This window comes from Gloeotrichia echinulata CP02 (assembly GCA_038087035.1).
Classification (GTDB): Bacteria; Cyanobacteriota; Cyanobacteriia; order Cyanobacteriales; family Nostocaceae; genus Gloeotrichia; species Gloeotrichia echinulata.
The window spans coordinates 564,367-589,189 of sequence record CP051187.1; the positions used below are offsets into that span (position 1 = coordinate 564,367).

At 41.0% G+C, this 24,823-nt stretch carries 18 protein-coding genes and 1 pseudogene; 15 read left to right on the forward strand and 4 right to left on the reverse strand.

The genetic code is table 11. The features are described from left to right. Window positions 1-50 precede the first annotated feature (50 nt). A complete protein-coding gene (locus tag HEQ19_02485) occupies window positions 51-251 on the forward strand; it encodes a hypothetical protein (protein ID WYL98555.2) in 201 nt (66 codons plus the stop codon). Window positions 252-272: 21 nt separating this feature from the next. Here the strand turns inward: HEQ19_02485 and HEQ19_02490 are convergent, their stop codons facing one another. Continuing rightward, window positions 273-845 carry a thermonuclease family protein gene (locus HEQ19_02490; protein ID WYL98556.1) on the reverse strand — a complete coding sequence of 191 codons (573 nt, stop codon included), beginning with the start codon at window positions 843-845 and terminating at the stop codon, window positions 273-275. 376 nt (window positions 846-1,221) lie between these two features. On the opposite strand from HEQ19_02490, the gene HEQ19_02495 reads away from it, so the two are divergent. The 3 genes from HEQ19_02495 to HEQ19_02505 all read left to right on the forward strand — a co-directional run bounded on the left by HEQ19_02495 (window position 1,222) and on the right by HEQ19_02505 (window position 8,578). Beyond that, window positions 1,222-3,393: an NACHT domain-containing protein gene (locus tag HEQ19_02495; GenBank protein ID WYL98557.1), complete on the forward strand. Its 2,172-nt coding sequence runs from the start codon at window positions 1,222-1,224 to the stop codon at window positions 3,391-3,393. Window positions 3,394-3,623: 230 nt separating this feature from the next. Beyond that, window positions 3,624-6,686 (forward strand): HEAT repeat domain-containing protein, encoded by a 3,063-nt coding sequence (locus HEQ19_02500; protein WYL98558.1) that lies wholly within the window; start codon window positions 3,624-3,626, stop codon window positions 6,684-6,686. A gap of 914 nt (window positions 6,687-7,600) precedes the next feature. Further along, window positions 7,601-8,578 (forward strand): sucrase ferredoxin, encoded by a 978-nt coding sequence (locus HEQ19_02505; protein WYL98559.1) that lies wholly within the window; start codon window positions 7,601-7,603, stop codon window positions 8,576-8,578. An 11-nt stretch (window positions 8,579-8,589) separates the two neighbouring features. On the opposite strand, the gene HEQ19_02510 is transcribed toward HEQ19_02505, so the two are convergent. Beyond that, entirely contained in the window at window positions 8,590-9,084 is a 495-nt protein-coding gene (locus tag HEQ19_02510; protein ID WYL98560.1) for a hypothetical protein, read from the reverse strand. Here HEQ19_02510 and HEQ19_02515 point away from each other — a divergent pair. After that, complete coding sequence (locus HEQ19_02515) at window positions 9,083-9,346, forward strand: hypothetical protein (protein WYL98087.1); 264 nt, start codon at window positions 9,083-9,085, stop codon at window positions 9,344-9,346. The genes HEQ19_02510 and HEQ19_02515 overlap by 2 nt on opposite strands. Here HEQ19_02515 and HEQ19_02520 read toward each other — a convergent pair. Both HEQ19_02520 and HEQ19_02525 read right to left on the reverse strand, forming a co-directional pair. Beyond that, window positions 9,341-11,125 carry a C2 family cysteine protease gene (locus tag HEQ19_02520; protein ID WYL98561.1) on the reverse strand — a complete coding sequence of 595 codons (1,785 nt, stop codon included), beginning with the start codon at window positions 11,123-11,125 and terminating at the stop codon, window positions 9,341-9,343. The genes HEQ19_02515 and HEQ19_02520 overlap by 6 nt on opposite strands. 818 nt (window positions 11,126-11,943) lie before the next feature. Then, window positions 11,944-13,833 (reverse strand): ABC transporter ATP-binding protein, encoded by a 1,890-nt coding sequence (locus HEQ19_02525; GenBank protein ID WYL98562.1) that lies wholly within the window; start codon window positions 13,831-13,833, stop codon window positions 11,944-11,946. Window positions 13,834-14,416: 583 nt separating this feature from the next. Here HEQ19_02525 and HEQ19_02530 point away from each other — a divergent pair. The 10 genes and pseudogenes from HEQ19_02530 to HEQ19_02575 all read left to right on the forward strand — a co-directional run bounded on the left by HEQ19_02530 (window position 14,417) and on the right by HEQ19_02575 (window position 24,809). Beyond that, window positions 14,417-15,607: an iron-containing alcohol dehydrogenase family protein gene (locus HEQ19_02530; protein WYL98563.1), complete on the forward strand. Its 1,191-nt coding sequence runs from the start codon at window positions 14,417-14,419 to the stop codon at window positions 15,605-15,607. Then, window positions 15,604-16,815: an aspartate aminotransferase gene (locus tag HEQ19_02535; protein WYL98564.1), complete on the forward strand. Its 1,212-nt coding sequence runs from the start codon at window positions 15,604-15,606 to the stop codon at window positions 16,813-16,815. The genes HEQ19_02530 and HEQ19_02535 overlap by 4 nt, the downstream gene beginning before the upstream one ends. 258 nt (window positions 16,816-17,073) lie before the next feature. Beyond that, window positions 17,074-18,378: an RNA-guided endonuclease IscB gene (gene iscB / locus HEQ19_02540; GenBank protein ID WYL98565.1), complete on the forward strand. Its 1,305-nt coding sequence runs from the start codon at window positions 17,074-17,076 to the stop codon at window positions 18,376-18,378. A gap of 328 nt (window positions 18,379-18,706) precedes the next feature. Continuing rightward, window positions 18,707-18,964: a hypothetical protein gene (locus HEQ19_02545; GenBank protein WYL98566.1), complete on the forward strand. Its 258-nt coding sequence runs from the start codon at window positions 18,707-18,709 to the stop codon at window positions 18,962-18,964. 92 nt (window positions 18,965-19,056) lie between these two features. Then, window positions 19,057-19,380: a metalloregulator ArsR/SmtB family transcription factor gene (locus tag HEQ19_02550; protein ID WYL98567.1), complete on the forward strand. Its 324-nt coding sequence runs from the start codon at window positions 19,057-19,059 to the stop codon at window positions 19,378-19,380. A gap of 178 nt (window positions 19,381-19,558) precedes the next feature. Further along, a pseudogene (locus HEQ19_02555) lies at window positions 19,559-20,617 on the forward strand (PstS family phosphate ABC transporter substrate-binding protein). A gap of 285 nt (window positions 20,618-20,902) precedes the next feature. Next, a complete protein-coding gene (locus HEQ19_02560) occupies window positions 20,903-21,919 on the forward strand; it encodes an ArsJ-associated glyceraldehyde-3-phosphate dehydrogenase (protein WYL98568.1) in 1,017 nt (338 codons plus the stop codon). A gap of 71 nt (window positions 21,920-21,990) precedes the next feature. Continuing rightward, window positions 21,991-23,253, forward strand: coding sequence for an organoarsenical effux MFS transporter ArsJ (gene arsJ / locus HEQ19_02565; protein ID WYL98569.1), 1,263 nt, complete (start codon window positions 21,991-21,993; stop codon window positions 23,251-23,253). A gap of 16 nt (window positions 23,254-23,269) precedes the next feature. Continuing rightward, window positions 23,270-24,334, forward strand: a complete 1,065-nt coding sequence (arsB, locus tag HEQ19_02570; GenBank protein ID WYL98570.1) for an ACR3 family arsenite efflux transporter — start codon at window positions 23,270-23,272, stop codon at window positions 24,332-24,334. Between the two features lie 40 nt (window positions 24,335-24,374). After that, complete coding sequence (locus HEQ19_02575) at window positions 24,375-24,809, forward strand: ArsI/CadI family heavy metal resistance metalloenzyme (protein ID WYL98571.1); 435 nt, start codon at window positions 24,375-24,377, stop codon at window positions 24,807-24,809. Window positions 24,810-24,823: the final 14 nt, after the last annotated feature.

Consider the following 24,823-nt stretch of genomic DNA (forward strand, 5'->3'; position numbering starts at 1 on the left):
TACTTTAAAACCAAACTTTTGTTTCGCCGAAATCAACCACCAGATTGCATGTGAATTACTCAACAAATATAGAGGTATATGCCCTACAATCAACATCCCTTAAAGACCGTGACTGGAAAGCTCTATTAGAGTTGTTTGATCGGGAAGATGCTGATGACATTGAAGCCGATATTCACAGTAATTTGCTGATGCTAGTACCTGAACCATGTTGGGAAGATGATCCCTTTGATTTCTTGAGCGAGTATCTTTAGGAACTCCTAATTCCCCATTCGCTAAGACTTTAATTTATTCGCCTGGCGATACTCCCAAGGATTAACAAACTTAGCATCACTCCAAACTCCAACTTTTTGCTTTTGTGCTTCGGCTTCGGCTTGTAAAACTAAGTCTTTACTGGGACATTTATTTAAATAGGGACGATACACTTTTACTAGTCCTTCGCGCAACAAAACTTGTTGCACAAAAGTGCCATCTTTTAGGCGAATTTCGGCAACTTTTCTGCCATAACGATCACTATCTGTAATATTTAAGGTTACGCGATCGCCTGCTTTGTTTACCAATTCCTGTAAGCGTTCTTGCGCCTTTGTACCCCAGCTAAATTGATTGAGGTCGCTGGCGCGGTTACTTTGCTTTTCTTTATTAGTATGAGGTATTTCTGGTGCATCAATGCAGGCAAAGCGGACATTTATTTTTCTCCCTTTGGAGTCTTTTACTGCTAAAGTATCACCATCACTAACGCGCTCAACTAAGTCTCCTGTGGGAGCAAAAAAGCGTTCGCACCCCATCAAGCCCAAAATGATGAAGGTTGTACACAGCCAAAATATTACTTGTTTATTTAACTTTGCCATTTCAATCTCCCAAATTACCTCTGAAGGATGATACTAGCAAAATGAAGGCTCTTTTGGTTTAACTATTTGTAACTTATTTGACATGCTGCCAATGGCAATTAATACCTTTTTCCCAGGATTGATTGCTATTTGGCAGGGATTTAGGGGAAATAATATTTTTGACCAATCCTGATCATAGCTTATTGCTTTAGGCGGATGACAAAAGAATATCAGTTTTGGTTATCAGTTAATAATTTTGATTTTGGGGGATATTTTTGTTGATTGAATTCTGTTTATCCCCCCCACGATAAGCAAGGGATTGCGCTAGCATATCTTATACTTGGACTTTCGTACAAATTATACTCATACCGAACGAAATTCCCCAGAGGAGGGTGTGATGATAGATTGGTTAGTTGCTTGGGGAGTAGCTAATTCTTTTGGGTTAGCTTTTAAGGCGGTACTAGAAAAATTGGCGCAAGCAGCCTTAGAAGATTATGTTAAGGATTTCTTTAAAGGCTGCATTAAGGATTTAACTCATCTAGCTAAAGCTAAACCGTTAAAAGTTGCCTATGGGCAAGCAAATAAGTTATTCTTGGATTTGGTACAGGAGGAGTTAGAAGATGCTGGGTTGGAAGAAAAGGAAATTAAGCAGGAATATAGCGAGTCTGTAGATCAATTTATTAACCATAAAACTGTGATTGAAACTCTTGGTCAACCATTAGAAGCAGTTCTGGATATTGATTTTGTAGATGATAAGCCAGCTGTTGATGTGAAACTGACACAAATTTGGCATGATTTAAACTTAAAGCCTTTACCCAGGGAATTTCAATGGCAACATGTTACCAAGGTTTATTGTCGGAAGGTAAGAGCGATCGCGCAGGAATCGGAGGAGTTACGTCAACTATTAGATTCAGCGAATTTGGCAAAAATGCGGGAACGCCTGGAAGAAAATTCCCCCATAGTTGCAGATTTTGACTTTAGTCGTTATCAAAAGGGCTTAAAAACAGCTTATAGCAGGTTGCGGCTGGATAGCTTAGACACGAGCGGTTGTAATTATACGCTGCAATTATGGAATATATTTGTGCCGCAAAATCTGCGAGAAATGACACCTTATCCTGGATTTAGTTGCTCAATTTTAGATATACTCAACGAAAAACAAACTTACAAATATACAGTTATTTTAGGTAATCCTGGCTCTGGTAAGTCTACTTTGGCTCAGTATAAAGCGTTGGATTGGGCAATAACTCAATCGAGTTATCTTTCGGTTCAAGAATTGCCTTTATTAATTGAATTACGTAATTATCTAGAAAATCGTGAGCGGCTGTTATGTAGTAATTTTCTGGAATATTTCCATAAAGGGACTGGGGTAGTTGGTGGTACGCTCAATCAAATTGAACTAGATAAATGGCTGAAAAATAATCAAGCAATTGTTTTGTTTGATGGTTTGGATGAGGTGTTAAATGATCGAGAGCGAGAAAATGTAGTTATTGATATTATTAACTTCACTCATCGTTATCCCCAAGCGCGAGTGATTGTCACATCTCGGATCATTGGTTATGAACAGCAGCAACACCGATTCCGCAATGCTAATTTTCGCGAGTTTGTAATTCAAGAATTAGCGCCAGAGCAAATCCACGATTTTGTTAGCAAATGGCATGAATTAGCTTTTGATGACAAATATGATGCCGAAAAAAAACGCGATCGCCTGCAAAAATCCATAGAAAATTACTTTGCGTTTCGGGAACTGGCGGGAAATCCCTTGCTACTAACTATGATGGCTATTCTGAATCGACATGAGGAATTACCAAGGGATAGAGCCACCCTCTATGAGCGAGCCTCAGAGGTTTTACTACAGCGTTGGGATGGCGATAAAAACTTACCAGAAGACAAAAGATTAGACCCCAAATTAAGCAATTATCTCGACTACAAAGCCAAACAGGAGATGTTGCGGTTAGTTGCTTACCGAATGCAAGCTTCAGCAGGTACTTTGGCGCAAAGCTTGGTGATTAGTCAAGCAGATTTAGAAGATATTCTGACTAACTATCTCCAAAATATTGTACCAAACAAAGAAGCTAAATTGGTAGCCAGAGTTTTACGAGAACAGCTAACGACTCGCAGCTTTATTTTATGTTTCTTGGGTGGCGATGTTTATGGGTTTATGCATCGAACTTTTCTGGAATATTTCTGTGCCTTATATTATGCTGAACAATATGAAAAAAAACGCCAGATTACTTTGGAATATCTTAAGCAAGAAATTTTTGGTAATCACTGGCATGATCCATCCTGGTATGAGGTGTTAGCTTTGATTTTGGGAAAAATTTATGAAAAATTCGCCAGCGAAATTATTGATTATCTCATCGACCAAGACGGACGAGCATACAATTTTATCAATTTGTTTCTCGCTCATCAATGTCTGTGTAATGTGAGAAATCACCGTCAGATGCAATCAACCGCTAATAAGCTCTTGGAAAAGTTTCAACAGTTAGCAGTAAGTCAGGATGGGCTGACAGATACTATACGCAATCAAGCAGTTGCAGCTATAGCGGTACTGGAAGATTTACCATCCTAACTATAGAATGAAAGACAGGGCGTTAATTAAGGTATCTTAGTTATCAGGCGCATCGTGGGAGATGGCGACCTACCCTTACGGGTTTTGTCCCATTGGTGTCGTGTTTCCCTCCCAAGGATGATAACTGTTAACTGTTACATAGAGGTGGAGGACGTTTTTCGCTGCTGCAAAATGGTGGTGTGTGTGTATGAACTTTTATCCAAAAAATATTGGGAAGTTACCTATTTATCATGAACCTCGTAGATGCTTGGGGAGTGAGTAGTACACTTGGGTTTTTCTTCAAGACTCTCCTAGAAGAACTAGCGCAGGAAGAGTTAGCAGCATATACCCAAACTTTTTTCCCAGATGTAATTCCAGAATCGCAGGGAACTTGGCTCAAAGACAAATTCACGGTTGCTTTCGGTCAAGGATTGAAGGAATTTTTGCATCTGGTACAAAAGGGATTGGAAGATACAGACTGTTCGGACTCCAAAGTGAAACAGTACATTAACCCCTTGAGACAGTTTATTCGCCATCAAGCTGTACTAGCAGAACTAGGAAAGCCTTTTGCTGATGTTGCTTGTGATGCTGCTAGTTTAGCAGCCATTTGGTACAAGTTAGATTTGCCACAGCTACCAGATGAATTTCCCTGGAAACGCATTACCGTTCGGTATAAGAAAAAAGTGGAAGCTATCATTCGAGAGTCGGATGATTTATCGTTTATTCTCCAACAAGACAGCCATAATAATCCTGTTTTTTTGATGGGTTATCGGGAGATAATCAAAAAAACTTATGGTTGTCTCCGTCTCGATATCATTGATCCTACAGGCTACAACTACAATCTGAAGTTATGGAATATGTTTGTACCTCAAAATGTCCGTGAGGTACAGGAAGCATTACCACAGGTTTATGAGCTACCAAAAGAGTTTTTAGAACGACTAAAAAAGTCAGAAAAAATTGAAGAAACCGATATTGCGCCGGAAGTTTTAGAATATTATAAACAAGTTGATTATCAACAACAGCCTCACTCGGTTTTAGATATCATCAAAGATGAAAAAACTTACCTGTATACCGTAATCTTGGGTAATCCTGGTTCGGGAAAGTCGAGTTTATTGCAATATCTAGCCCTGGAATGGGCAGAATCGCCGATTACAAAGTTACCTGATCTGCCGATTCCTTTACTTGTTGAATTAAGAACCTATATCCAAGCTCAACATGATCAAAAATCTCCCAATCCCTTAGATTTTTTTCAGCCAGATAGTGGTTTCATTTCTCCTCTAAATCCACCGCAATTATATCAAATACATCAATTACTACAACAAGGCAAAGCTTTTGTGATGTTTGATGGCTTAGATGAGGTAGTTGAGCATCGTAAAAGAGAACAGGTAATTACAGAGATTATTCACTTTACCAAAATCTATCCTCATGTGCGGATGCTGGTAACATCTCGCGTGATTAGCTATCAACCACAACGGTTACGCGATGCTAAATTTCGCCATTTCATACTGCAAGATTTAGAGTCAGACCAAATTGATAATTTTATCAATAAATGGCATGATTTTGCTTTAGGCAATAATGGTGAGCAAGAAAGAAAAAGGGAACGATTACGAACTGCAATTCATACCGCAATTCCCATTAAACAACTTGCAGGAAATCCCTTGCTGCTGACAATGATGGCAATTCTCAATCGTAATCAAGAACTACCAAGAGACCGCGCCGAACTTTACAGCCAAGCTTCACGGGTGCTACTACAACAATGGGAAGTAGAAAAAGCGCTTGTGAATGAAACTACCACGATTGATTATAAAGATAAACAGGCAATGTTGCGTCAAGTAGCTTACCAGATGCAAGCCAATAAAACAGGTTTGCTTGGTAACTCGATTAGCACTAAAGATTTAGAAAATATTCTCGTTTATTACTTGACAAATATCAAGGTTTGTGAGCCAAGTAATGTTGCTAAGTTGATGATTAATCAACTGCGGGAACGCAACTTTATTTTATGCTTGTTGGGTGCAGATGACTATGCATTTGTACATCGGACTTTTTTGGAATACTTTTGTGCGAGCGAGTTTGTCTGGCAATTTGAAAAAGAACGCAGCATTACATTAGAATATCTAAAAAATCGAGTCTTTGGCAAGCATTGGCAAGATGAATATTGGCATGAAATTCTCCGCCTAATTGCGGGGATGCTTGATGTCACATTTACAGGCGAAATCATTGATTATCTAATTTCCCAAACAGGTGAAGAAGAGAAATTTAATAACCTATTTTTAGCGGCTAAATGTCTGTCAGAAGTCAGGAATAGAATGGCAATATTGCCAACAGCGACGAAATTACTTGAGCAGATTAAAGAATTAACCAACTATGGCAATATCAGCTTGAGAATTAAAAGCGATCGCGATTTAGAATACTATCGACTAGTGCAGGGAATTCGCACCCAAGCATTTGCTGTAGTTGCAACGACTTGGAAACATGACCCCAACACCTTATCCTGGCTCAAACAACAAGCCATCAAGGATGATAATGGATCTGTTCGCAGTGCTGCAGTCCAAGAGTTAGCCAGGCGGTGGAAGCATGATCCTGACACCTTCCCCATCCTCAAACAACGCGCCACTTTGGATAATAATGGCGATGTGCGAAGTACTGCAGTTCAAGAATTAGCCAGGGGGTGGAAAGATGACCCCGAAATTTTCCCCTGGCTCAAACAACGCGCCACTGCAGATAAAAATTGGGATGTGCGAGAAGCAGCAGTTCAAGAATTAGCCTGGGGTTGGAAACATCACCCCGATACCAAACCCATCCTCAAACAACGCGCCACCTTAGATGATGATTCTGATGTGCGACGTGCAGCCGTGCAAGAATTAGCTAGGGGGTGGAAAGATGACCCCGATACCTTACCCATTCTTAAACAACGTGCCATTGAAGACCATCATTGGTTAGTCCGAAGTGCCGCTGTGCAAGAATTAGCTAGGGGATGGAAAGATGACCCCGATACCTTGGCTATTATCAAACAACGCGCCACCTTAGATGATGATTCTGATGTGCGCCGTGCCGCCGTCCAAGAGTTAGTCTGGTGGTGGAAACATGAACCACAGATGCTAGAATTTTTGTGCGATCGCGCTCGTAATGACCCCTTTGACCGTAGTCAGGGAGTTCTCGGCACTATCGAAATTAATCCTCGGCAAGTTGCACTAGAGGCGATTATCGATCAATATCCTCACCATCCCCAAGTGTTACATTTGTTACGCGCTCAAGCGGAAATTGACCCAGATGATCAATTGCGGGAGTTTGCTAAAGCCAAATTGCAGGAATAATTCCCATAGAAATCGATGTCATCGTCTTTGAGCCATTATCTCACATCATTTGTAATACCAATTCAAAAAATCTTTGCAACACATCGATAATCTGTAGGGGCGCAAGGCCTTGCGCCCCTACCCTATCTGTCCCATTCTTTTTTCAAATTCGTATAATTACTGCAAATTACTATTGATAGCATTGAAAATATCAATGCTATCAATGGTCAGATGTTATCAAGATTATCAAATACTTGCATTTCTTATTGACTTCCGTTACAGTCAAGGCAGGTCTACCAAAAAAGCTTATAATGTAAATTTCAGAAGCATAGATGAGGTAAAAGGCTAAAAACCCGACTTACAGACAGGTTTAATGATTAAACTCAATGATTCACCTTAAAAGCTGGCAGTAAATGATTTTAAACCATTTACACGTCTTTTGACTGAATTTTATTTTTTCTGATACAATTGAGAATTATTATCAATATATATTGGACACAACTATGTATCTGAAAGCATTTTTATACAAAATTTGAATTTTAGTAAGACTTGCGAGGGTGATATCAGCTACTTTGATGTCTTAAGCAAGCTGAATAACCGAAGCTTTAAAATATTTGATTTTGGTTCTCAAACTGACTATAGAAAAGGAGATATGTGGCTATTGAGCATTTGTTATCCGTCTATCGGTAGTAGATACAAAAATAACTTTCTTCCTACGGAAATATTTCGGCGAAATTTGCCTAACTCACTTGTGGAGAATTTATTCACCGGAAAGACATTGAGTGCAAATGAATGTTATAAAATGGCTACCTGTTCTGAATCAGGAAACCCATATTGTTTCTTTGTGTTGGGTTTATTAGAGAATATTGTAGCCAGGATTACAATTTTGTTTAATCAAACCCTTGTCCATCAAATTCACGAAAGAGAAGCCCTCAATGAATACTTTTTTTTGTGCTGATAATTCACGACAAACAGGAGAAGATGTTATTGGTAGTGCCACGAACTACGAAACTTATATTTTAGTTGAGTGTCCTACCCCTTGGACATCGGAAGCTTTTAATTCTAAATGGGTTCCAGAGAATTTAAGGATTTTGGTAGAAGAGGTAAAGCGTGCTAATCTACCAATTAGATTTCTGTTAATTGCTAATGATATAACACACAAAATAGACTATACAACTCTGTTGATTTATCAGAAAAAAACAGGGCTAAGTCATGGATACAATAAGCGAGAGTTTAAGTTAGAAACCATTCAGCAAGTAGCAGCAGTTGTCAAAAAAATTCTCTGCAATAGAATGCCGGAGTATGAAATAGAAACTAATGTTAGTAGAGATATTTTAGTTTGTACTCATGGCAGTCATGATAAGTGCTGTGCCAAATATGGAAATCCTTTTTACTTTCATTCTACAAGTACTATTTCTGATTTGAACTTGCAGCATATTCGGCTTTGGAAATCTAGCCATTTTGGTGGACATCGATTTGCCCCAACAGCGATAGATCTGCCAGAAGGAAGATACTATGGACTACTCGATCAAGACTCATTCTGCTCAATTTTAACTCGAACTGGAGACATTCAATGCTTGAATAAAGTTTATCGAGGCTGGGGAATCCTACCTACAGCAATTCAGATTTTAGAAAAAGAACTCATCCTGCGTCACGGCTGGGATTGGTTTAATTACAAAGTGGCTGGAAAAATCCTGGAGCAAAGTTTAGACAATAATACGATGCTAGCTGAACTAACATTTGAAAAATCTTGTGGTTCCCTATATACTTACCAGGCTAAATTAGTTAAAGATCAAGCTAAAACAGTAGAAACGAAGAGTTCTTGCAATGCTACACAAACTTCAGTTTTTTTGAAATATGCTGTGGAAAGTATCTCCCTAGCCTCTGAAAAAGTTGCAATTTATAGTGCATGAATTAGCAAAATTCATTTTTTATCAACTGCAAATCCCGGAGATTCAATGACACCCACTTGCTCTTTTATTTGATAAGTAACAACTGCCTTGACTTGTTGATTTCCAAAATATCCAGTTTTATTTGTCAGATGTAAAACAATTTCAGAGTTTTCCAGTGGCTTGAGATGAATCTCTTGGGGATGCTGGTGAAAGTTTTGTAATTTACCATCACAAACGTTACGAATTTCAATACTTTTAATCGAGACTGTAACGTTGTTTAAAAGTTTATTTTCTAAGCGCAGAAATACAGAAGCAAAGCCAATATCTCTATTTGGCTTTTTAGCGACTCCTAGAGGTGGAGTCTTCTGTTCTCTAGATATAAGAGTCACACTTTTAATTAAAACATCTTGATTTGCTGGCATAGTAGTTTTAATAGGTTGTGATACTTTTTGGTTTTTGGCATTGGCGGGTAGAAGGCTACACGCGGTTATACTGAGAGCTAAAATTAATAAAGTTGATGTTTTCATGTGGTCATTTGTCATTGGTCATTGGTCATTGGTCATTGGTCATTGGTCATTGGTCATTGGTCATTGGTCATTGGTCATTTGTCATTTGTCATTTGTCATTGGTCATTGGGAATTGGTCATTGGGAATTGGTCAGGGTTGGGGAAATATTTTCGTAATATATTCTCCTATCCCCAATCCCCAATCCCCAATCCCCAGCGATGCACTGAGCTTGCCGAAGTGTCCCCAATCCCCAATCCCCAATTCCCAATCCCCGTCTTATGAATTAGACCAAATGAAATTACCCTTGAGACTGATCAATTGTTCCCAAGTGACATTTGCATCAGAGTAACCCCAAGGATTACGCAGGTTGAATGTACCAGTGGTGGAATTGTAGGAGCTAACAGTATAGGCATGATAGTTAACTACACCAAAGTTGGCACCGTTGACAAATCCAACCGTGAGTATTTTATTAGAGTTAACCAGGTCGATGAGCTGCGACTTGGTCATGAAATCAGGAGTGTTCCACTCTGTTGTTAAGTTTGCCACCTGTTGAATGACATCATCCATCCAGCCGCCCTCAATCGATGCATAGGAATTCGTAGCCCCTACACCTCGACTCCAGCCAGACTCTGCTAATTGGGCGTAGGCTTTCTCTGCTAAAGCCACCCACAATTCATTAGATGTAACATTATAAAGACCACCAGTTTTGGCGTAAGCCAAGGCTCCGGTAGAAGTAGTTGGGAGATATTTGTCTACCGTGACATAATCAGCTACCCCATTATTGTAGAAACGCACGGTAAATGTGCCGTCACCGTTATCGATAAACATATTTTGGATATAGGAAGGCTTTTCGATAGCAATAGAAGATAGGGTTGCTAGGTAGTAGCAATCACCAACAGACCCTTGTTTGATATCATTGCCACTGATTCCACCCTGGAACAGAGAGCCACTAACTGCTTTATAAGTATAGGATGTTGAGTTAGTTTGTGGGCGATCGCCACCCAAGAACCATTTATTAATTAAATTCTCCATCTGAGTCGCACTGCTACCAACAGACAAATTGCCTAAAATTTGACCCTGATACTTTTGGTTAGCAACTGAGCCATTGACAACCTTGTCAGACAAGACGCGAACATAGTCCTCCATCTTAAACAGATTGGCATTGCTGACAATTGTCCGCAAGTCTAACAACTCGTTAGCATCTATTACAGCCCCATCTTGGGCGTTACGGAAAATATCAATTACATCTTGGCGGTTAAAGCTACCATCTGCAGCTAAAGTACGGGCTAAATTAGCAATTCCAGAATCACCTAAATTTTGGCTGAACCAATCTAAAGTTGAGGTGGTTGTCGCAGACAAATTGACATTATAAAAACTATCGCCACTACCTTGATAAGCCCTGAGAAAATATCTACCAGCACTCAAACCATTGATGTTAATTGCTTCAGCTGTTGTACCCGTTTTTGTGGAACTGGCAATAGTAGCAGTTGTACCATCAGCATTCAAGCGCTGCAATTGCAAATTTACATCAGCCGATAAACCATTGAGTGTCACAGCCAAGTTACTGTTATTGGCGAGGACGAAAGCGTAGTAATCTTGAGTATCTGCAGTTCCTATCCAATCACTGTAAGTTGTGGTGGTGGCTCCAACAATAATACTGCGAGCATTAACTAGGCTATTTCCTGCATTGTCCAAAGGTGTCGCAGAGACATTTAAGTTGTAATTAGTATCGCCACTATAACGATAAACCTTGATATAGTAAGTACCAGGATCAAATGTCTTCTGAATTGATTCCGCATTGCTGTTACCATTTGTAGAACTCGCAATCAGTTCGCCAGTATCAACTTGTGCATTATTGTTGGCATCCCTAATTACCTGTACATCAGCATCCGCCGACATACCATTGACGGTAAGATTAAAACTGCTACGACCATTAAGACTGAAACGGTAGAAATCGTTGGTATCTGTTGAACCAACCCAGTCTGTGAATATCTGATTGGTCGCATTAATATTCAGATTTCTAGCCGTACCTAAAGTGTTACCAGCATTATCAACAGGCATGTGTATTTTACCTTGAATAATTAAGTAATTTTTGCAGCACAATACACCCGAAACTTTTGTTAAACAAAAGTTTTGTATAAACGAGTGTGTTATTTATTTAACGTTATGAAGATTACTGACTGCCCCTGTTGCTTTAATTGATAATATTCAAATCTGATAGTATTAGCTTGCAGATAATTTCAGTAAACCCGTCTACGATAATGACATAAAAACTACTAAATGTCTTAGGAGTTAATTCGTAAATTAGCGAAAACTATTTTTACTAAAAATCAGATAAAAATTGGATGAATTAGCAGTAGTTTTTCTTATTAGTAGATAGTTTTAAATAAACTTCACAGGTATTGGTCGTAATTTGTTGATCATTTTTTATTAATGAAAAAAATATAAGTATTTTTCCTGAAAATATTGATCTATGTATTGATAGATTTTCCGGTCTGAAGAGATCCGCCAGGGACTATAAGTCCCTGTCTCATGGGTTAAGTCCTCTATAAGAGGACTAAGAAGTGTATTTTCGTAAGGTAAGATGCATCACATATTTTTGTGGATTCATTGTTTATGCGTAAACGTGCAAGATCTGAGTCAACCAATTTTGGATTTTAGATTTGCGTGCTTCGTAGCGTAAAGCCTACGGCATAGTGTAGCGTAAAGCGACGTAGGAGCGTCTTTTGGATTGACCCCGACCACAAGGGGCAAACAATTTTAGATTTGGGATTTTGGATTAAATTTAAAATCTAAAATCTAAAATCTAAAATTCTGCGGGGTCTGCAAGGTACCCCAAAAATCTAAAATCCAAAATCCAAAATCTAAAATTCGCAGCGTCAACTCTCAACCGTTCCTAACATTTGTAAATTGTGCAACGTGGCATACATTCCCCCTTGTTGTAGCAACTGTTCATGGCTTCCCTGTTCAATTAATTCCCCTCGCTGCAAGACAAAAATTCGATCCACATTGCGAATTGTCGAGAGGCGGTGAGCTATAATAATGGCAGTGCGTCCTTTCAATAGCTGGTTTAATGCCTGTTGAATTAAAGCTTCTGTGGCGACATCGAGACTAGCTGTGGCTTCATCTAGGACTAAAATTTGCGGATTGCGAATGACAGCACGGGCAAAGGCTAAAAGTTGCTTTTGACCACTGGAAATATTTGTGCCTCGTTCTCTCAGTTGTGTATTATAGCCTTGGGGTAATTCTTCAATAAACTGGGCGATATTCGTTTTCGCTGCTGCTGCTTCGATTTCTTCCAAGGTGTAGCTGTCTCCTAAGGAGATATTACTTTTGACATCACCCGCAAACAAAAAGCCTTCTTGCAAAATCACTGCTAGATAGCGCCGCAATTCTGCTTGTGGTAATTCCCGAATATCAACGCCATCGATGAGAATGCGTCCTTTGTTGGGTTCATAGAGGCGGCACAAAAGACGAATAATGGTGCTTTTTCCCGCGCCTGTTGGACCGACTAATGCTATTTTTTCACCAGGTTGAATGGTGAAGTCTAAGTCTTTAATTATATAGTCATCATCTTTGTAAGCAAACCAAACATGCTCAAAACGAATTTCTCCCAGTGCCGGCATGGGATTGAGGTTTTGGGCTTCTAGAGAGGCTATGATCTCATCTATATAGCCGAATTGAAAATCTAAAATTGAGAATCGGGAATTGGGGCGATCGCGTATTTCTATTGGTTCATCTAAAATGTTATTCACCCGTTCCATCGCCGTGAACCCAGATTGAATGACTGTGAATTTTTCCGCAAAATCCCGTAGGGGGTCGAATAGTCGTTGTGCATACAAGATAAATGCCGATAAAATCCCAAAAGTCAGAGTTTTACCCAGCAGTAACCAACCACCTACGCATAAAACACCTGCGATCGCTACTAAGCCAATCCATTCTAAAATTGCCGAAACAGCAGAATCATAAAAAATGGTTTTATCCATTTGCTGCATATAGCGCTGATTCGTAGCGCGAAATAATTCAGCATTGAATTTTTCTCTGCGGAATAACTGTACAACGTTAATCCCGACCACATTCTCTTGTAGCTGGGAGTTCAAAATCGAAAGTTCTTCCCGTGCTTTGTAATTGGCTTGACGGTACTTTTTCTGCAAATAAATAATTACATAGCTAATTGGTAATAGGATCAACAACAGCAAGCAAGCGAGTTCCCATTGGATAGAAAACATCAAACCGATAATTACCAGCATGGAAGATAGATCCGACAAAATCCCTATCGCGCCGGTAGAAAACACATCTCCCAATACTTCCACATCGCTGGTGAGTCTGGTAATCAATTTACCTACGGGTGTTCGGTCAAAAAAACGAACTGCTAAAGATGTGACATGATGAAATAAATCCTGGCGAATTGCTGCTGTGATTTTTTGTCCTAGCTTTTGTACGAGAAACCCCTGGTAACTGTTTAATATCAGTCTGATAGTAATCGCCAAGAATAACAACCCTTCGACGATATTCAATCCTTGTATCAACGGACGATTCTTCAAAAAGGCGTAGGTGCTTGGTTCATGGCGAATCAGGGATATCGCCTGTCCAATCAACAATGGTTGTACGGCGTTTGCTAAGGCTATCGGTATGAGTAAGCACATTGACAGCGCTAACAGTCCAGCGTGACGACGGCCATAGGGCACTAGGCGTAAAAATAACCGCCAGTCATTGTCACGCTTTCGATATGGTGTATAAGATTCTGTGACGGATTGGTAAATGCTCATAGAACCTCGTGGGATGCGGGAAACTCAGCGTCTTTAGACCTGAGAGGGAAGCGACTCGGCGACTTTAGTCGCAGTCAATCTTGTTGATCCATTACCGCCTTGGGATTGTTTAATTTGGTGTGCTTTTGTATTGCACTTTCAATGGGACAATTACCATTTCAAATCTCCCAATCCTGTACGCATAAAGGTTTTGCTCCTAGGAGCCACCCTTTCGGGGTAAAGTTAGCTTCGACCGGTTATAAGAGCTTGTTAGACTTGCAACACTGTTCCAGTGACCTTAGAACTGTTTAATCACAAGCGACAGAGCGGGGAACTAGCTAGCCTTCGGCAACGCCAAGGGCGAACGCATTCCGGGGTGTCGTGACTCAAATAACGGCTACCTATTGCTAGGTGGTCTGGTCAGCACAGCTTGCTTGATTTCTCTTACAAGCTCAGTCCTTTAGGACTGGGTTGCTGACAGTAAGAGCATTATATTAATTTTTGCAATTAACACCAGGCCGCAGATAGAAATTCCCTGACCAGTAAATACTACAAGTATTTTTTGGTTAAAAAAAATCAAAGTTTTGGCAATAATATATATAACATGACCAATCAATTTTTCAGTCAAACCTTGTCTACTCAAACTCCTAGTTCGTTATTGGCGCTGACGATCGCCCCGGCAAAAGTAATTCGTGGTGCTAGCGTGTTGCAGGCGTCAGGAGCAGAAATTGCCCGTTTGGGAAGTCGTCCCTTAATTATCACAGGCGATCGCACTCTCGCCACCACCCAACAGCATTTACAACCAATTTTAGCAGCGCCACAGTTACATGTTGCCCAAGCTAACTATGGTGCTGATTGCTGTGAAGCTAGCATCAAGTCTTTGCGAAAGTCGGCAAAAGAACATAAAGCCGATGTGATTATCGGTATTGGTGGCGGTAAAGCACTGGATACAGCAAAGTTAGTAGCCCATCAGCTGCAATTACCAGTGGTAACAATTCCTACCTCAGCCGCTACCTGTGCAGCTTGGACTGCCCTATCGAATGTATATTCTCAAGCAGGGGCATTTCTGTATGATGTGGCACTGTCCCGTTGTCCTGATTTATTAATTTTAGATTACGACTTGATTCAAACAGCACCGCAACGTACCTTGGTAGCAGGAATTGGAGATGCGATCGCCAAGTGGTACGAAGCCTCAGTGAGCAGCGGACACTCGCAACAAACTTTAATTATTGCTGCAGTCCAGCAAGCGCGAGTTTTGCGAGATATTTTACTCCAAAAATCAGTCACTGCTCTGCCAGAACCAGGTAGCGAAATTTGGCGAGAAGTGGTAGATGCGACAGTTTTACTGGCTGGGGTAATTGGCGGACTCGGTGGGGCGCAGTGTCGCACCGTTGCTGCCCATGCCGTGCATAATGGTTTAACCCACATTTGTGGACGCCACAGTATTCACGGCGAAAAAGTCGCCTATGGAATCTTAGTACAACTGCGTTTAGAAGAAATGGTACTAGGTAATCAGCTGGCTGCATCTGCTAGACAACAGCTGTTGAAATTTTATGCAGAGATTGGACTACCCCAAAAATTAGGCGATTTGGGATTAGGTAACATCACCTTAAGCGAGTTGCAAACATCTGCAGAAATTGCCTTAGCTCCTAATTCTGACATCCATCGGCTACCCTTTAAAGTATCCTTGGAACAGTTAATGGCGGCGATGGTTTCTACCACAGCACCAGTAGATAGTCGAGATGCGACAAATCGTATCTCATTCAGGAGAACGAGTGACGAGGTAGAAGAATGAGTTTCGATTGGATTGTCCCAGCAGAAAGGATACAGCAGCTACCGCCTTATGTGTTTGCGCGTCTAGATGAACTCAAAGCTAAGGCGCGAGAACAAGGGCTGGATTTAATTGATTTGGGGATGGGAAACCCCGATGGTCCGACACCACAGCCAGTGGTAGAAGCGGCGATGGCTGCTTTGCAAAATCCCGCCAATCATGGTTATCCGCCGTTTGAGGGTACTGCCAGTTTCCGCCGTGCCATCACCAATTGGTATAATCGCCGTTACGGTGTGCTTCTCGATCCCGATAGTGAAGCCTTACCGCTACTCGGTTCTAAAGAAGGATTAACACATTTAGCGATCGCCTATATTAACCCTGGTGATGTGGTTTTGGTGCCTTCTCCCGCCTATCCCGCCCATTTTCGCGGACCTGTGATTGCTGGGGGACAAGTTTACAGCTTAATTCTCAAACCAGAAAATGACTGGTTAATTGATTTAGCTGCTATTCCTGACGAAGTTGCTAAAAAAGCCAAAATTCTCTATTTTAATTATCCCAGTAATCCTACCGCTGCCACCGCCCCTCGCGAATTTTTTGCCGAAATTGTCGCCTTCGCCCGTAAATATGAAATTCTTCTGGTGCATGACTTATGTTATGCCGAGTTAGCTTTTGACGGTTATCAACCGACTAGTTTGTTAGAAATTCCCGGCGCAAAAGATATTGGTGTCGAGTTTCACACCTTATCTAAAACCTACAATATGGCTGGTTGGCGCGTCGGCTTTGTGGTCGGAAATCGCCATGTAATTCAAGGTTTGCGAACTTTAAAAACCAACTTGGATTATGGGATTTTCGCCGCCTTACAAACTGCAGCGGAAACCGCTTTACAACTACCAGACGTATATTTGCATGATGTACAACAACGCTACCGCACCCGCCGTGATTTCCTCATCGCAGGATTAGGAAAATTGGGTTGGGATATTCCCAAAACCAAAGCCACAATGTATCTTTGGGTTAAATGTCCTGTGGGGATGGGTTCCACAGATTTTGCCCTGGATGTATTGCAGCAAACAGGTGTGGTGGTAACTCCCGGTAACGCCTTTGGCGTGGCTGGTGAAGGCTATGTCAGAATTAGTTTAATAGCAGACTGCGATCGCTTGGGTGAAGCTTTGGATAGATTTAAACAAGCTGGTATTCGCTATCAGCCTGAAGCCCTAGTTTCTGCTTCAGAATAGGTCAGAAACCCCACGCCTAAAGGCGGGGGCTTGAAAAAGCCCATCTGACCAGCCTAAGTCTTAACTGACTACGTTAGTGGCAAGAGTTTAAGACCTACCAGGGAATGCGTAGCTAGTTCCTTGCTCTAGAACCAAACTGTTAAACAGATGTACAAGGGTTAAGTCAGTGCAGTTTGGATAGTTACCGACCACTAACATTGGCGTTCGCGCAGCGTCTCCTCTTAGGAGAAGCTAACATTACCCACAAGGAGGGACTTTATGTCCAAAGTATTTGTTTTAGACACCGAAAAACGACCATTAGACCCAGTGCATCCAGCACAAGCTAGACAGTTATTAAGAAACAAAAAAGCTGCGATATTTCGGCGTTTTCCGTTCACAATTATTTTGAAAGAATCCCGTCCCGATTCGCCAGCAACACCACTGCGATTAAAGCTAGACCCTGGTGCAAAATTTACAGGGATTGCATTAGTTGACGATACCACTGGGGAAGTTGTATTTGCTGCTGAGTTAAAACATAGAGGTTTTGCAATTCGAGATTCTCTTACTTCAAGGAGACAATTAAGACGTAGTAGAAGAAACCGCAAAACAAGATATCGCCAACCACGATTTTTAAATAGAACGCGCCCAGAAGGATGGTTAGCACCAAGCTTACAAAGTCGTGTTGAAAACATTAAAACTTGGGTTGAAAGATTACGTAAACTTGCACCAATTGAAGCGATTAGCACCGAGTTAGTCAAATTCGATATGCAATTAATGCGTAATCCAGAAATTCAGGGCAAGGAATACCAACAGGGGACTTTGGCGGGTTACGAAACCAGAGAATATTTACTCGAAAAATGGGGCAGGCAATGTGCTTATTGTGGTGTTAAAGACGTATCTCTACAGATAGAACACATTCACCCTAGAGCAAAAGGTGGGTCTAACTCAATCACAAACTTAACTCTTAGTTGCGAAAAATGTAACACCAAAAAAGGGACTAAAGACATTAAAGAGTTCCTCTCTACGAGAGGCTGCGCCAACAAAAAAGACCCTTCTAGAGTAGAGAAAATCTTAAAACAAGCTAAAATACCCTTGGCTGATGCAGCAGCAATTAACACTACTAGATATGCATTGCTGGAAGTTTTAAAAGCAACTGGATTACCTGTAGAAACGGGTTCGGGAGGTTTAACAAAGTTCAATAGAAGTCAACAGAAATTAGATAAAACTCACTGGATTGATGCTGCTTGTGTTGGCACATCAACGCCAATTCTCAATATCAAAGGTATCAAACCATTGTTGATTACAGCTAATGGTCATGGTACTAGACAGATGGCTGGTACTGATAAATTCGGGTTCCCTACTCGTCATCGTTCAAATAAACAAATCCATTTTGGATTTCAAACTGGAGACATTATTAAAGCGGTTGTTACCAGTGGTAAAAAAGTTGGCGAATATTTAGGACGTGTTTTGTGTCGTGCTACGGGTAGTTTTGATCTCGCTACCAAGACCGGAAGAATATCAGGAATAAGCCATAAATATTGTTCAGCGATTCACAAAAAGGATGGATATAGTTATGCCTTTTGAAGCAATCTTGACGGCGAATAAATTCGCCTGCGCCTTACCCCCATGTCTAAAGCCAGGGGCTTCCACGGCGCGTTCGCGTAGCGTCACGAAGTGAGGACTTTGGTGATTTCAGCAAAACTATGTTTTCGGGAATAAACCCATATTTACCTCTATGACTCAAGAATCCCACAGTTTTAGCGTAGCTGTGGGATTGTCAAATAAAAGATTGGGCAAAGAATTTAGATTTGGGTGATACTTGAAGTGAAGCTTTAACTCAAGCTGATGGATAAAAATTTGATATTCAGAGATTTATCCCTCTTCTCAAAGGTACAAATTAAGAGGTAATACCATGACTAAAATCACCCTAGAAATTCCTGATGAACTCATGTCACGCTTAGACATCACAAAAGAGTCTATACAAGATATTTTTCTCCAAGCATTAGAAAATTATTTAGAAAAAGAAAAACCAAACATCACTCAAACCAAAACTTGGGAATTATGCGGTAGTTTAGAAATTCCTCACCCTGAACCTCGATTTATCGTTGAAGACGAGCAAGCAAGGACATCAACTAACTATGCTGAACATATTGACAAAATTTTATATTAAAAAATAGTTCTAGCCTTAACTGAACCGTATTGCGCTATAAATAGATAGCATATTTGATTTTTCTAAGTTAATGCTGAACCAAGGGTAAGTTAATGCTGACTCCTCTTCCCAAAATTCCTCTACTAATTCCTGAAGGCTTTCATGCACTTTCTGACCCTCTCAGAATTAGTGTAATTGAACTACTGCGAAAGCAAGAATTGTGTGTGTGTGACTTGTGCGATTCTTTGGGGGTTAGTCAGTCTAAATTGTCATTTCACCTGAAAACCCTCAAGGAAGCCGACTTAGTTAAGTCCCGTCAACAAGGGCGCTGGATTTACTACAGCTTAAATTTGACGCAATTTACAGTTTTAGAAGAATATCTCGCCAATTTCCAGTATTATCCTGTAATTTCCCCTGTAAGTCCCTGCTGCGATTAAAATTTGCTCATGATTTGTCTCAGGTAGAGGCGATAAAAGCTTACCTTGCCTGAGAGTAAATGATATATCAACTTTTTTTGATTAATTTTTATTACTGTGTTCTAGTTGACGTGAACATATCAACTTTTTTTGATATGTTAGACATACACCTTTAATACAACCCACGGTGGTGAAGTCAATGAAGGCAAAAGCGAAAAAATTGGCTCTCGCGCTAGGAATGATGGTGATAGCAACTAGTTGCACAACCACATCGAACTCTAGTAATCCCACAGAGTCATCGCAAAAAGCAACGGAAGTCGCTAATTCTGTCACAGTGGCGAAGATTAAGATTGATGGGTCTAGTACAGTTTATCCGATTACCGAGGCGATCGCGAAAGAGTTTCAAGCAAACTCTAAAAATAACGCCCAGGTTGAAGTCAAGATTTCCGGTACTAGCGGCGGTTTTGAAAAATTTTGCGCCGGCGAAACAGATATCAGCAACGCCTCGCGGCCAATTACCAAGGCGGAGATGGAAAAGTGTAATAAAAATGGCGTTAGATATATAGAATTACCGATAGCCTTTGATGCCCTCACCATCGCCGTTAATCCCCAAAACGACTGGGCAAAAGACATTACTGTCGATGAATTGAAAAAGATATGGGAACCAGCGGCTGAGAAAAAAATCACCCGTTGGAACCAAGTACGGGCTTCCTGACCTGATCGTCCGCTCAATTTATATGGTGCTGGTGACAAATCAGGTACATTTGACTACTTTACAGAGGCAACAGTCGGTAAAGCCAAAGCCAGCCGTAAAGACTACACCGCCAGCGAAGATGATGAAGTCTTAGTTAATGGTATCAGTAAAGACACCAATGCTTTAGGTTACTTTGGCTTCGCGTATTACGAAGCCAACCAAAGTAAGTTAAAAGCAGTGGCGGTAAACAACGGTAAAGGGCCAGTTTTCCCAGTGCGGGAAACAGTTGAAAAAGCCAAATATCAGCCACTTTCTCGACCTTTATTTATTTACGTCAATCTTTGGTCTGACCGAAATAGAAAAACTTTGTATCAATTTGTCAATTTCTATATTCAGAAGGCACCAACTACAGTCAGTACTGTGGGTTATGTTCCTTTACCTGCTGAAGCTTACCACATCGACAATGTTCACTTGAATACCGGCAAGGTAGGAACAGTTTTTGCTGGAAAACCACAGTTTGATTTGACAATAGGCGAGTTGCTGCGGAAGCAAAAGGAGTTTTAGCTTAAAGCGGAAGAAGCCCCACACTGTAACGGTACTCCGTTCAGTGTTGGGATGAATTCCGGGCGTAAATTCTTGTACTAAGAATTACTTAAAAATTAAGTTATTTCTTGTTGCTGGAATAAAGCTGGGTGTCAAATTCAGTGGTTGGTGGGTGACGGTATAAGTAGGGGCGCAAGGCCTTGCGCCCCTACTAAGTTCAAATATGAAAAGCGTCACACACCCTACAGAAAAATATTCCCAGAGAGTAGGTCATATTCTTGATTTAAATAGTAGTAGGAAACACAGATGAAAGTGCGTGTAGGAATCAATGGATTCGGTAGAATTGGACGGCTTGCTCTGCGAGCTGCTTGGGGTTGGCCGGAATTAGAGTTTGTCCATATCAACGAAATTAAAGGTGGAGCAGTGACAGCTGCTCATCTGCTGAAGTTTGATTCTGTACATGGGCGTTGGACACCAGAAGTAGAAGCGGAAGGGGAAAGTGTCCTGATTGATAGTCAACCCCTGAGTTTTAGTGAATATTCCCAACCAGGTGAAGTTCCTTGGGAACAGTTCGGCGTTGATTTAGTACTGGAATGCTCCGGTAAATTTAGGACAACTGCAACCCTTGACCCCTATTTTAAGCGGGGTGTGCAGAAGGTAATTGTTGCAGCTCCAGTCAAAGAAGGGGCGCTAAATATTGTCATGGGAGTCAATGACCAACTTTATCAGCCTGACCAACATCATCTCCTAACTGCGGCTTCCTGTACAACCAACTGTTTAGCTCCCGTTGTCAAGGTGATTCATGAAGGCTTGGGTATTAAACATGGAATTATTACCACAATCCATGACAATACAAATACTCAAACTATCGTCGATGCACCTCATAAAGATTTGCGCCGGGCGCGGGCTACCAGCCTATCTCTGATTCCCACATCAACTGGTTCAGCAACAGCCATAGGACTAATTTATCCTGAACTCAACGGCAAACTGAATGGTTTAGCTGTGCGGGTTCCACTACTCAATGCTTCCTTAACAGATTGCGTCTTTGAAGTTACCCGCCCCACCACAGTAGAAGAAATTAATAGCTTACTCAAAGCAGCTTCAAACCAGGAACCACTCAAGGGAATTTTAGGCTACGAAGAGCGTCCTTTAGTTTCAATAGACTACAAAGACGACCCTCGGTCTTCCATCATTGATGCCCTCTCCACAATGGTAGTCGATCAGACGCAAGTCAAAATACTTGCTTGGTATGACAATGAATGGGGTTACGCCAACCGCATGGTTGAACTCGCTCGGAAAGTCGCTCACACCCTGAAAGCTTGATACAACATTAGACACTTTGCGTACCTCTGCGCTCACTCCGCGTACCTCTGCGTTTAAATCTCCCCTCCCTCATGACTCCTTCTACAGCTTCTAACAGCAATTTCAAGAACTACATTCTCGTAACAGTCGCTTACTGGGGCTTCACCATCACCGATGGTGCCTTGCGAATGTTGGTGTTGCTATATTTCGATAAAATTGGCTATACTCCCCTACAAATTGCCTTCCTGTTTCTGTTCTACGAAGTCTTTGGCGTTGTCACCAATTTTTTAGGCGGTTGGATTGGCTCTCAGTTTGGGCTGAAGGTAACTCTTTATAGTGGTATTGGATTACAGGTTTTTTCTCTGGTGATGCTGTCCTTCCTCAATCCAGCTTGGGTGCAATGGTTTGCTGTTCTTTATGTGATGGTGGCGCAAGCATTTTCTGGAATTGCTAAAGACTTAACCAAGATGAGTTCTAAAAGCGCCATTCGCTTGGTGGTCCCCCAGGATGCTCAGTCGTCTTTGTTTAAGTGGGTAGCAATTCTTACAGGTTCCAAGAATGCTCTTAAGGGGGTTGGCTTCTTTGTTGGTAGCGCCCTTTTGACTGGGGTTGGCTTTGTCAATTCCCTGTTGATTATGGCGGTGGGATTGTTCTTGATTCTGTTCTCTGGGTTAATGTTGCCTCAAGGTATGGGCAAAATCAACAAGGAGGTCAAGTTTAGTGAACTGTTTTCTAAGAGCCAAGAAATTAATATTCTTTCGGCGGCGCGATTCTTTCTCTTTGGTTCGCGGGATGTATGGTTTGTGGTCGGATTGCCTGTATTTTTACGCAGTGTTTTAGGCTGGTCGTTTTATCAGGTGGGTGGATTCCTCGCCTGTTGGGTGATTGGTTATGGTATTATTCAATCATCAGCACCAATGCTCATGCAACGATTTGGTTCTGGTCGTCCACCACAATCTCAAACCATCCAGTTTTGGACATTTACTTTAACAGCAGTTCCCGGTGCGATCGCTCTGGCTTTACAATTAGGTGTACCTGCAAATATTGCGATTATTGGTGGACTCCTGATTTTTGGTGTTGTCTTTGCCTTTAACTCAGCAGTTCATTCTTACTTAGTGTTGGCGTTTACCGATGATGATAAGGTGGCGCTGAATGTCGGATTTTACTACATGGCTAACTCTGGTGGTCGATTGATCGGTACTGTTTTATCAGGGTTGATATATCAGTTTTATGGACTGGTGGGCTGTTTGTGGACATCTATGTTCTTTGTATTAGCAGCGGGATTGATTACTCTGAAGTTACCTAATCCTCAACCAAGTAAAGCGATCGCCTGGAAAGCCGGAGACGGTGACTAAAAACAGAGGAATCTTGATGACAAAATCTACCTCAAAACGCCTTTCCTTTATTGACCGCTTTCTGACCTTGTGGATTTTCTTGGCGATGGCTATTGGTATTAGTCTAGGTTATTTTTTCCCGAAATTAGAAGCATTTATCAATCAATTCCAAGTAGGAACTACCAACATACCCATCGCCATTGGCTTAATTCTCATGATGTACCCGCCCTTAGCAAGGGTAAAATATGAAGAGTTAGGAGATGTATTTCGCAATACTAAAATTCTCGCGCTGTCTTTAGTACAGACATGGGTGATTGCTCCGGTAGTGATGTTTACACTTGCCATTCTTTTTCTACATGATTATCCAGAATATATGACTGGTTTAATCATGGTTGGTGTAGCTCCTTGTATTGCGATGGTAATTGTCTGGAGCGAATTGGCTAAAGGTGATGCTGAATATACAGCCGGATTGGTTGCGTTTAACAGTATTTTCCAAGTTCTGTTTTACAGCGTTTATGCCTGGTTTTTCATCTCTATTTTACCACCTTTATTTGGCTTAAAAGGAAGTGTGATTAATATTGGTATTGGGGAAGTTGCTCATAGTGTTTTTATCTATTTAGGTATTCCCTTTCTTGCCGGATTTATCACTCGCGTTCTGTTAGTCAGAGCTAAAGGTAAGCAGTGGTATCATCAGGAGTTTATTCCTAAAATTAGTCCAATTACTTTGATTGCTCTGTTATTTACCATTATGGTAATGTTTAGCTTAAAGGGCAATTTAATTGTTCACATTCCAATGGATGTTGTCCGCATTGCGATTCCGCTAATTATTTACTTCCTGTTCATGTTTTTGACTAGTTTTTACATGGCCTGGAAAATTAGAGCCGACTATGCAAAAGCTGCAAGTGTCGCATTTACGGCGGCTGGGAATAACTTTGAATTAGCGATCGCTGTTGCTATTTCAGTATTCGGGATTAAATCTGGTGTGGCATTTGCTACGGTAATTGGTCCATTGGTGGAAGTTCCTGTGTTAATTAGTTTGGTCAGTTTATCCTTCTGGATCAGAAAGCAATTTTTCAGAGTTTCATCGCCAATAGTGTTGTAAATCAAGCTATTCTTGAAAAGAATCAATCAGGAGCAAAATTATGGCTGTTCTGAAAACTCATGTGGCGTTGAATGTCACCAATATTGAGAAATCTGTGTCATTTTATCGGGCAATGTTTGGTGTAGAACCTGTAAAATATAAGAGTGACTATGCCAAGTTTGATATTGCTAATCCAGGGTTAAATTTAACTCTGAATTTAGCTGCTAGCGTGCATTCTGGTGGTGGATTATCTCATTTGGGTGTGCAGGTTGAAAGTATAGAAGAAGTCAATGCTTCTATACAAAGATTTGCAGAGGCGGGATTGAATTTGTTTACCGAGGAAAATACTAATTGTTGCTACGCTTTGCAAGATAAGGTATGGGTAACAGACCCGGATGGTAATAAATGGGAAGTGTTTGTGGTGAAAGTTGGTGATACAGAGCCAGAAAAGAATTTGGTGGCTGCTCAAAGTGGAAATAAGTCATGTTGTGCTTAGGTTTTTAAGCAGAA

Coding starts and splice junctions, on each gene's coding strand:
- HEQ19_02490 (WYL98556.1), bottom strand. CDS start 845: ATGGCAAAGTTAAATAAACAAGTAATATTTTGGCTGTGTACAACCTTC.
- HEQ19_02495 (WYL98557.1), top strand. CDS start 1,222: ATGATAGATTGGTTAGTTGCTTGGGGAGTAGCTAATTCTTTTGGGTTA.
- HEQ19_02500 (WYL98558.1), top strand. CDS start 3,624: ATGAACCTCGTAGATGCTTGGGGAGTGAGTAGTACACTTGGGTTTTTC.
- HEQ19_02505 (WYL98559.1), top strand. CDS start 7,601: ATGAATACTTTTTTTTGTGCTGATAATTCACGACAAACAGGAGAAGAT.
- HEQ19_02515 (WYL98087.1), top strand. CDS start 9,083: ATGTGGTCATTTGTCATTGGTCATTGGTCATTGGTCATTGGTCATTGG.
- HEQ19_02510 (WYL98560.1), bottom strand. CDS start 9,084: ATGAAAACATCAACTTTATTAATTTTAGCTCTCAGTATAACCGCGTGT.
- HEQ19_02520 (WYL98561.1), bottom strand. CDS start 11,125: ATGCCTGTTGATAATGCTGGTAACACTTTAGGTACGGCTAGAAATCTG.
- HEQ19_02525 (WYL98562.1), bottom strand. CDS start 13,833: ATGAGCATTTACCAATCCGTCACAGAATCTTATACACCATATCGAAAG.
- HEQ19_02530 (WYL98563.1), top strand. CDS start 14,417: ATGACCAATCAATTTTTCAGTCAAACCTTGTCTACTCAAACTCCTAGT.
- HEQ19_02535 (WYL98564.1), top strand. CDS start 15,604: ATGAGTTTCGATTGGATTGTCCCAGCAGAAAGGATACAGCAGCTACCG.
- iscB (WYL98565.1), top strand. CDS start 17,074: ATGTCCAAAGTATTTGTTTTAGACACCGAAAAACGACCATTAGACCCA.
- HEQ19_02545 (WYL98566.1), top strand. CDS start 18,707: ATGACTAAAATCACCCTAGAAATTCCTGATGAACTCATGTCACGCTTA.
- HEQ19_02550 (WYL98567.1), top strand. CDS start 19,057: ATGCTGACTCCTCTTCCCAAAATTCCTCTACTAATTCCTGAAGGCTTT.
- HEQ19_02560 (WYL98568.1), top strand. CDS start 20,903: ATGAAAGTGCGTGTAGGAATCAATGGATTCGGTAGAATTGGACGGCTT.
- arsJ (WYL98569.1), top strand. CDS start 21,991: ATGACTCCTTCTACAGCTTCTAACAGCAATTTCAAGAACTACATTCTC.
- arsB (WYL98570.1), top strand. CDS start 23,270: ATGACAAAATCTACCTCAAAACGCCTTTCCTTTATTGACCGCTTTCTG.
- HEQ19_02575 (WYL98571.1), top strand. CDS start 24,375: ATGGCTGTTCTGAAAACTCATGTGGCGTTGAATGTCACCAATATTGAG.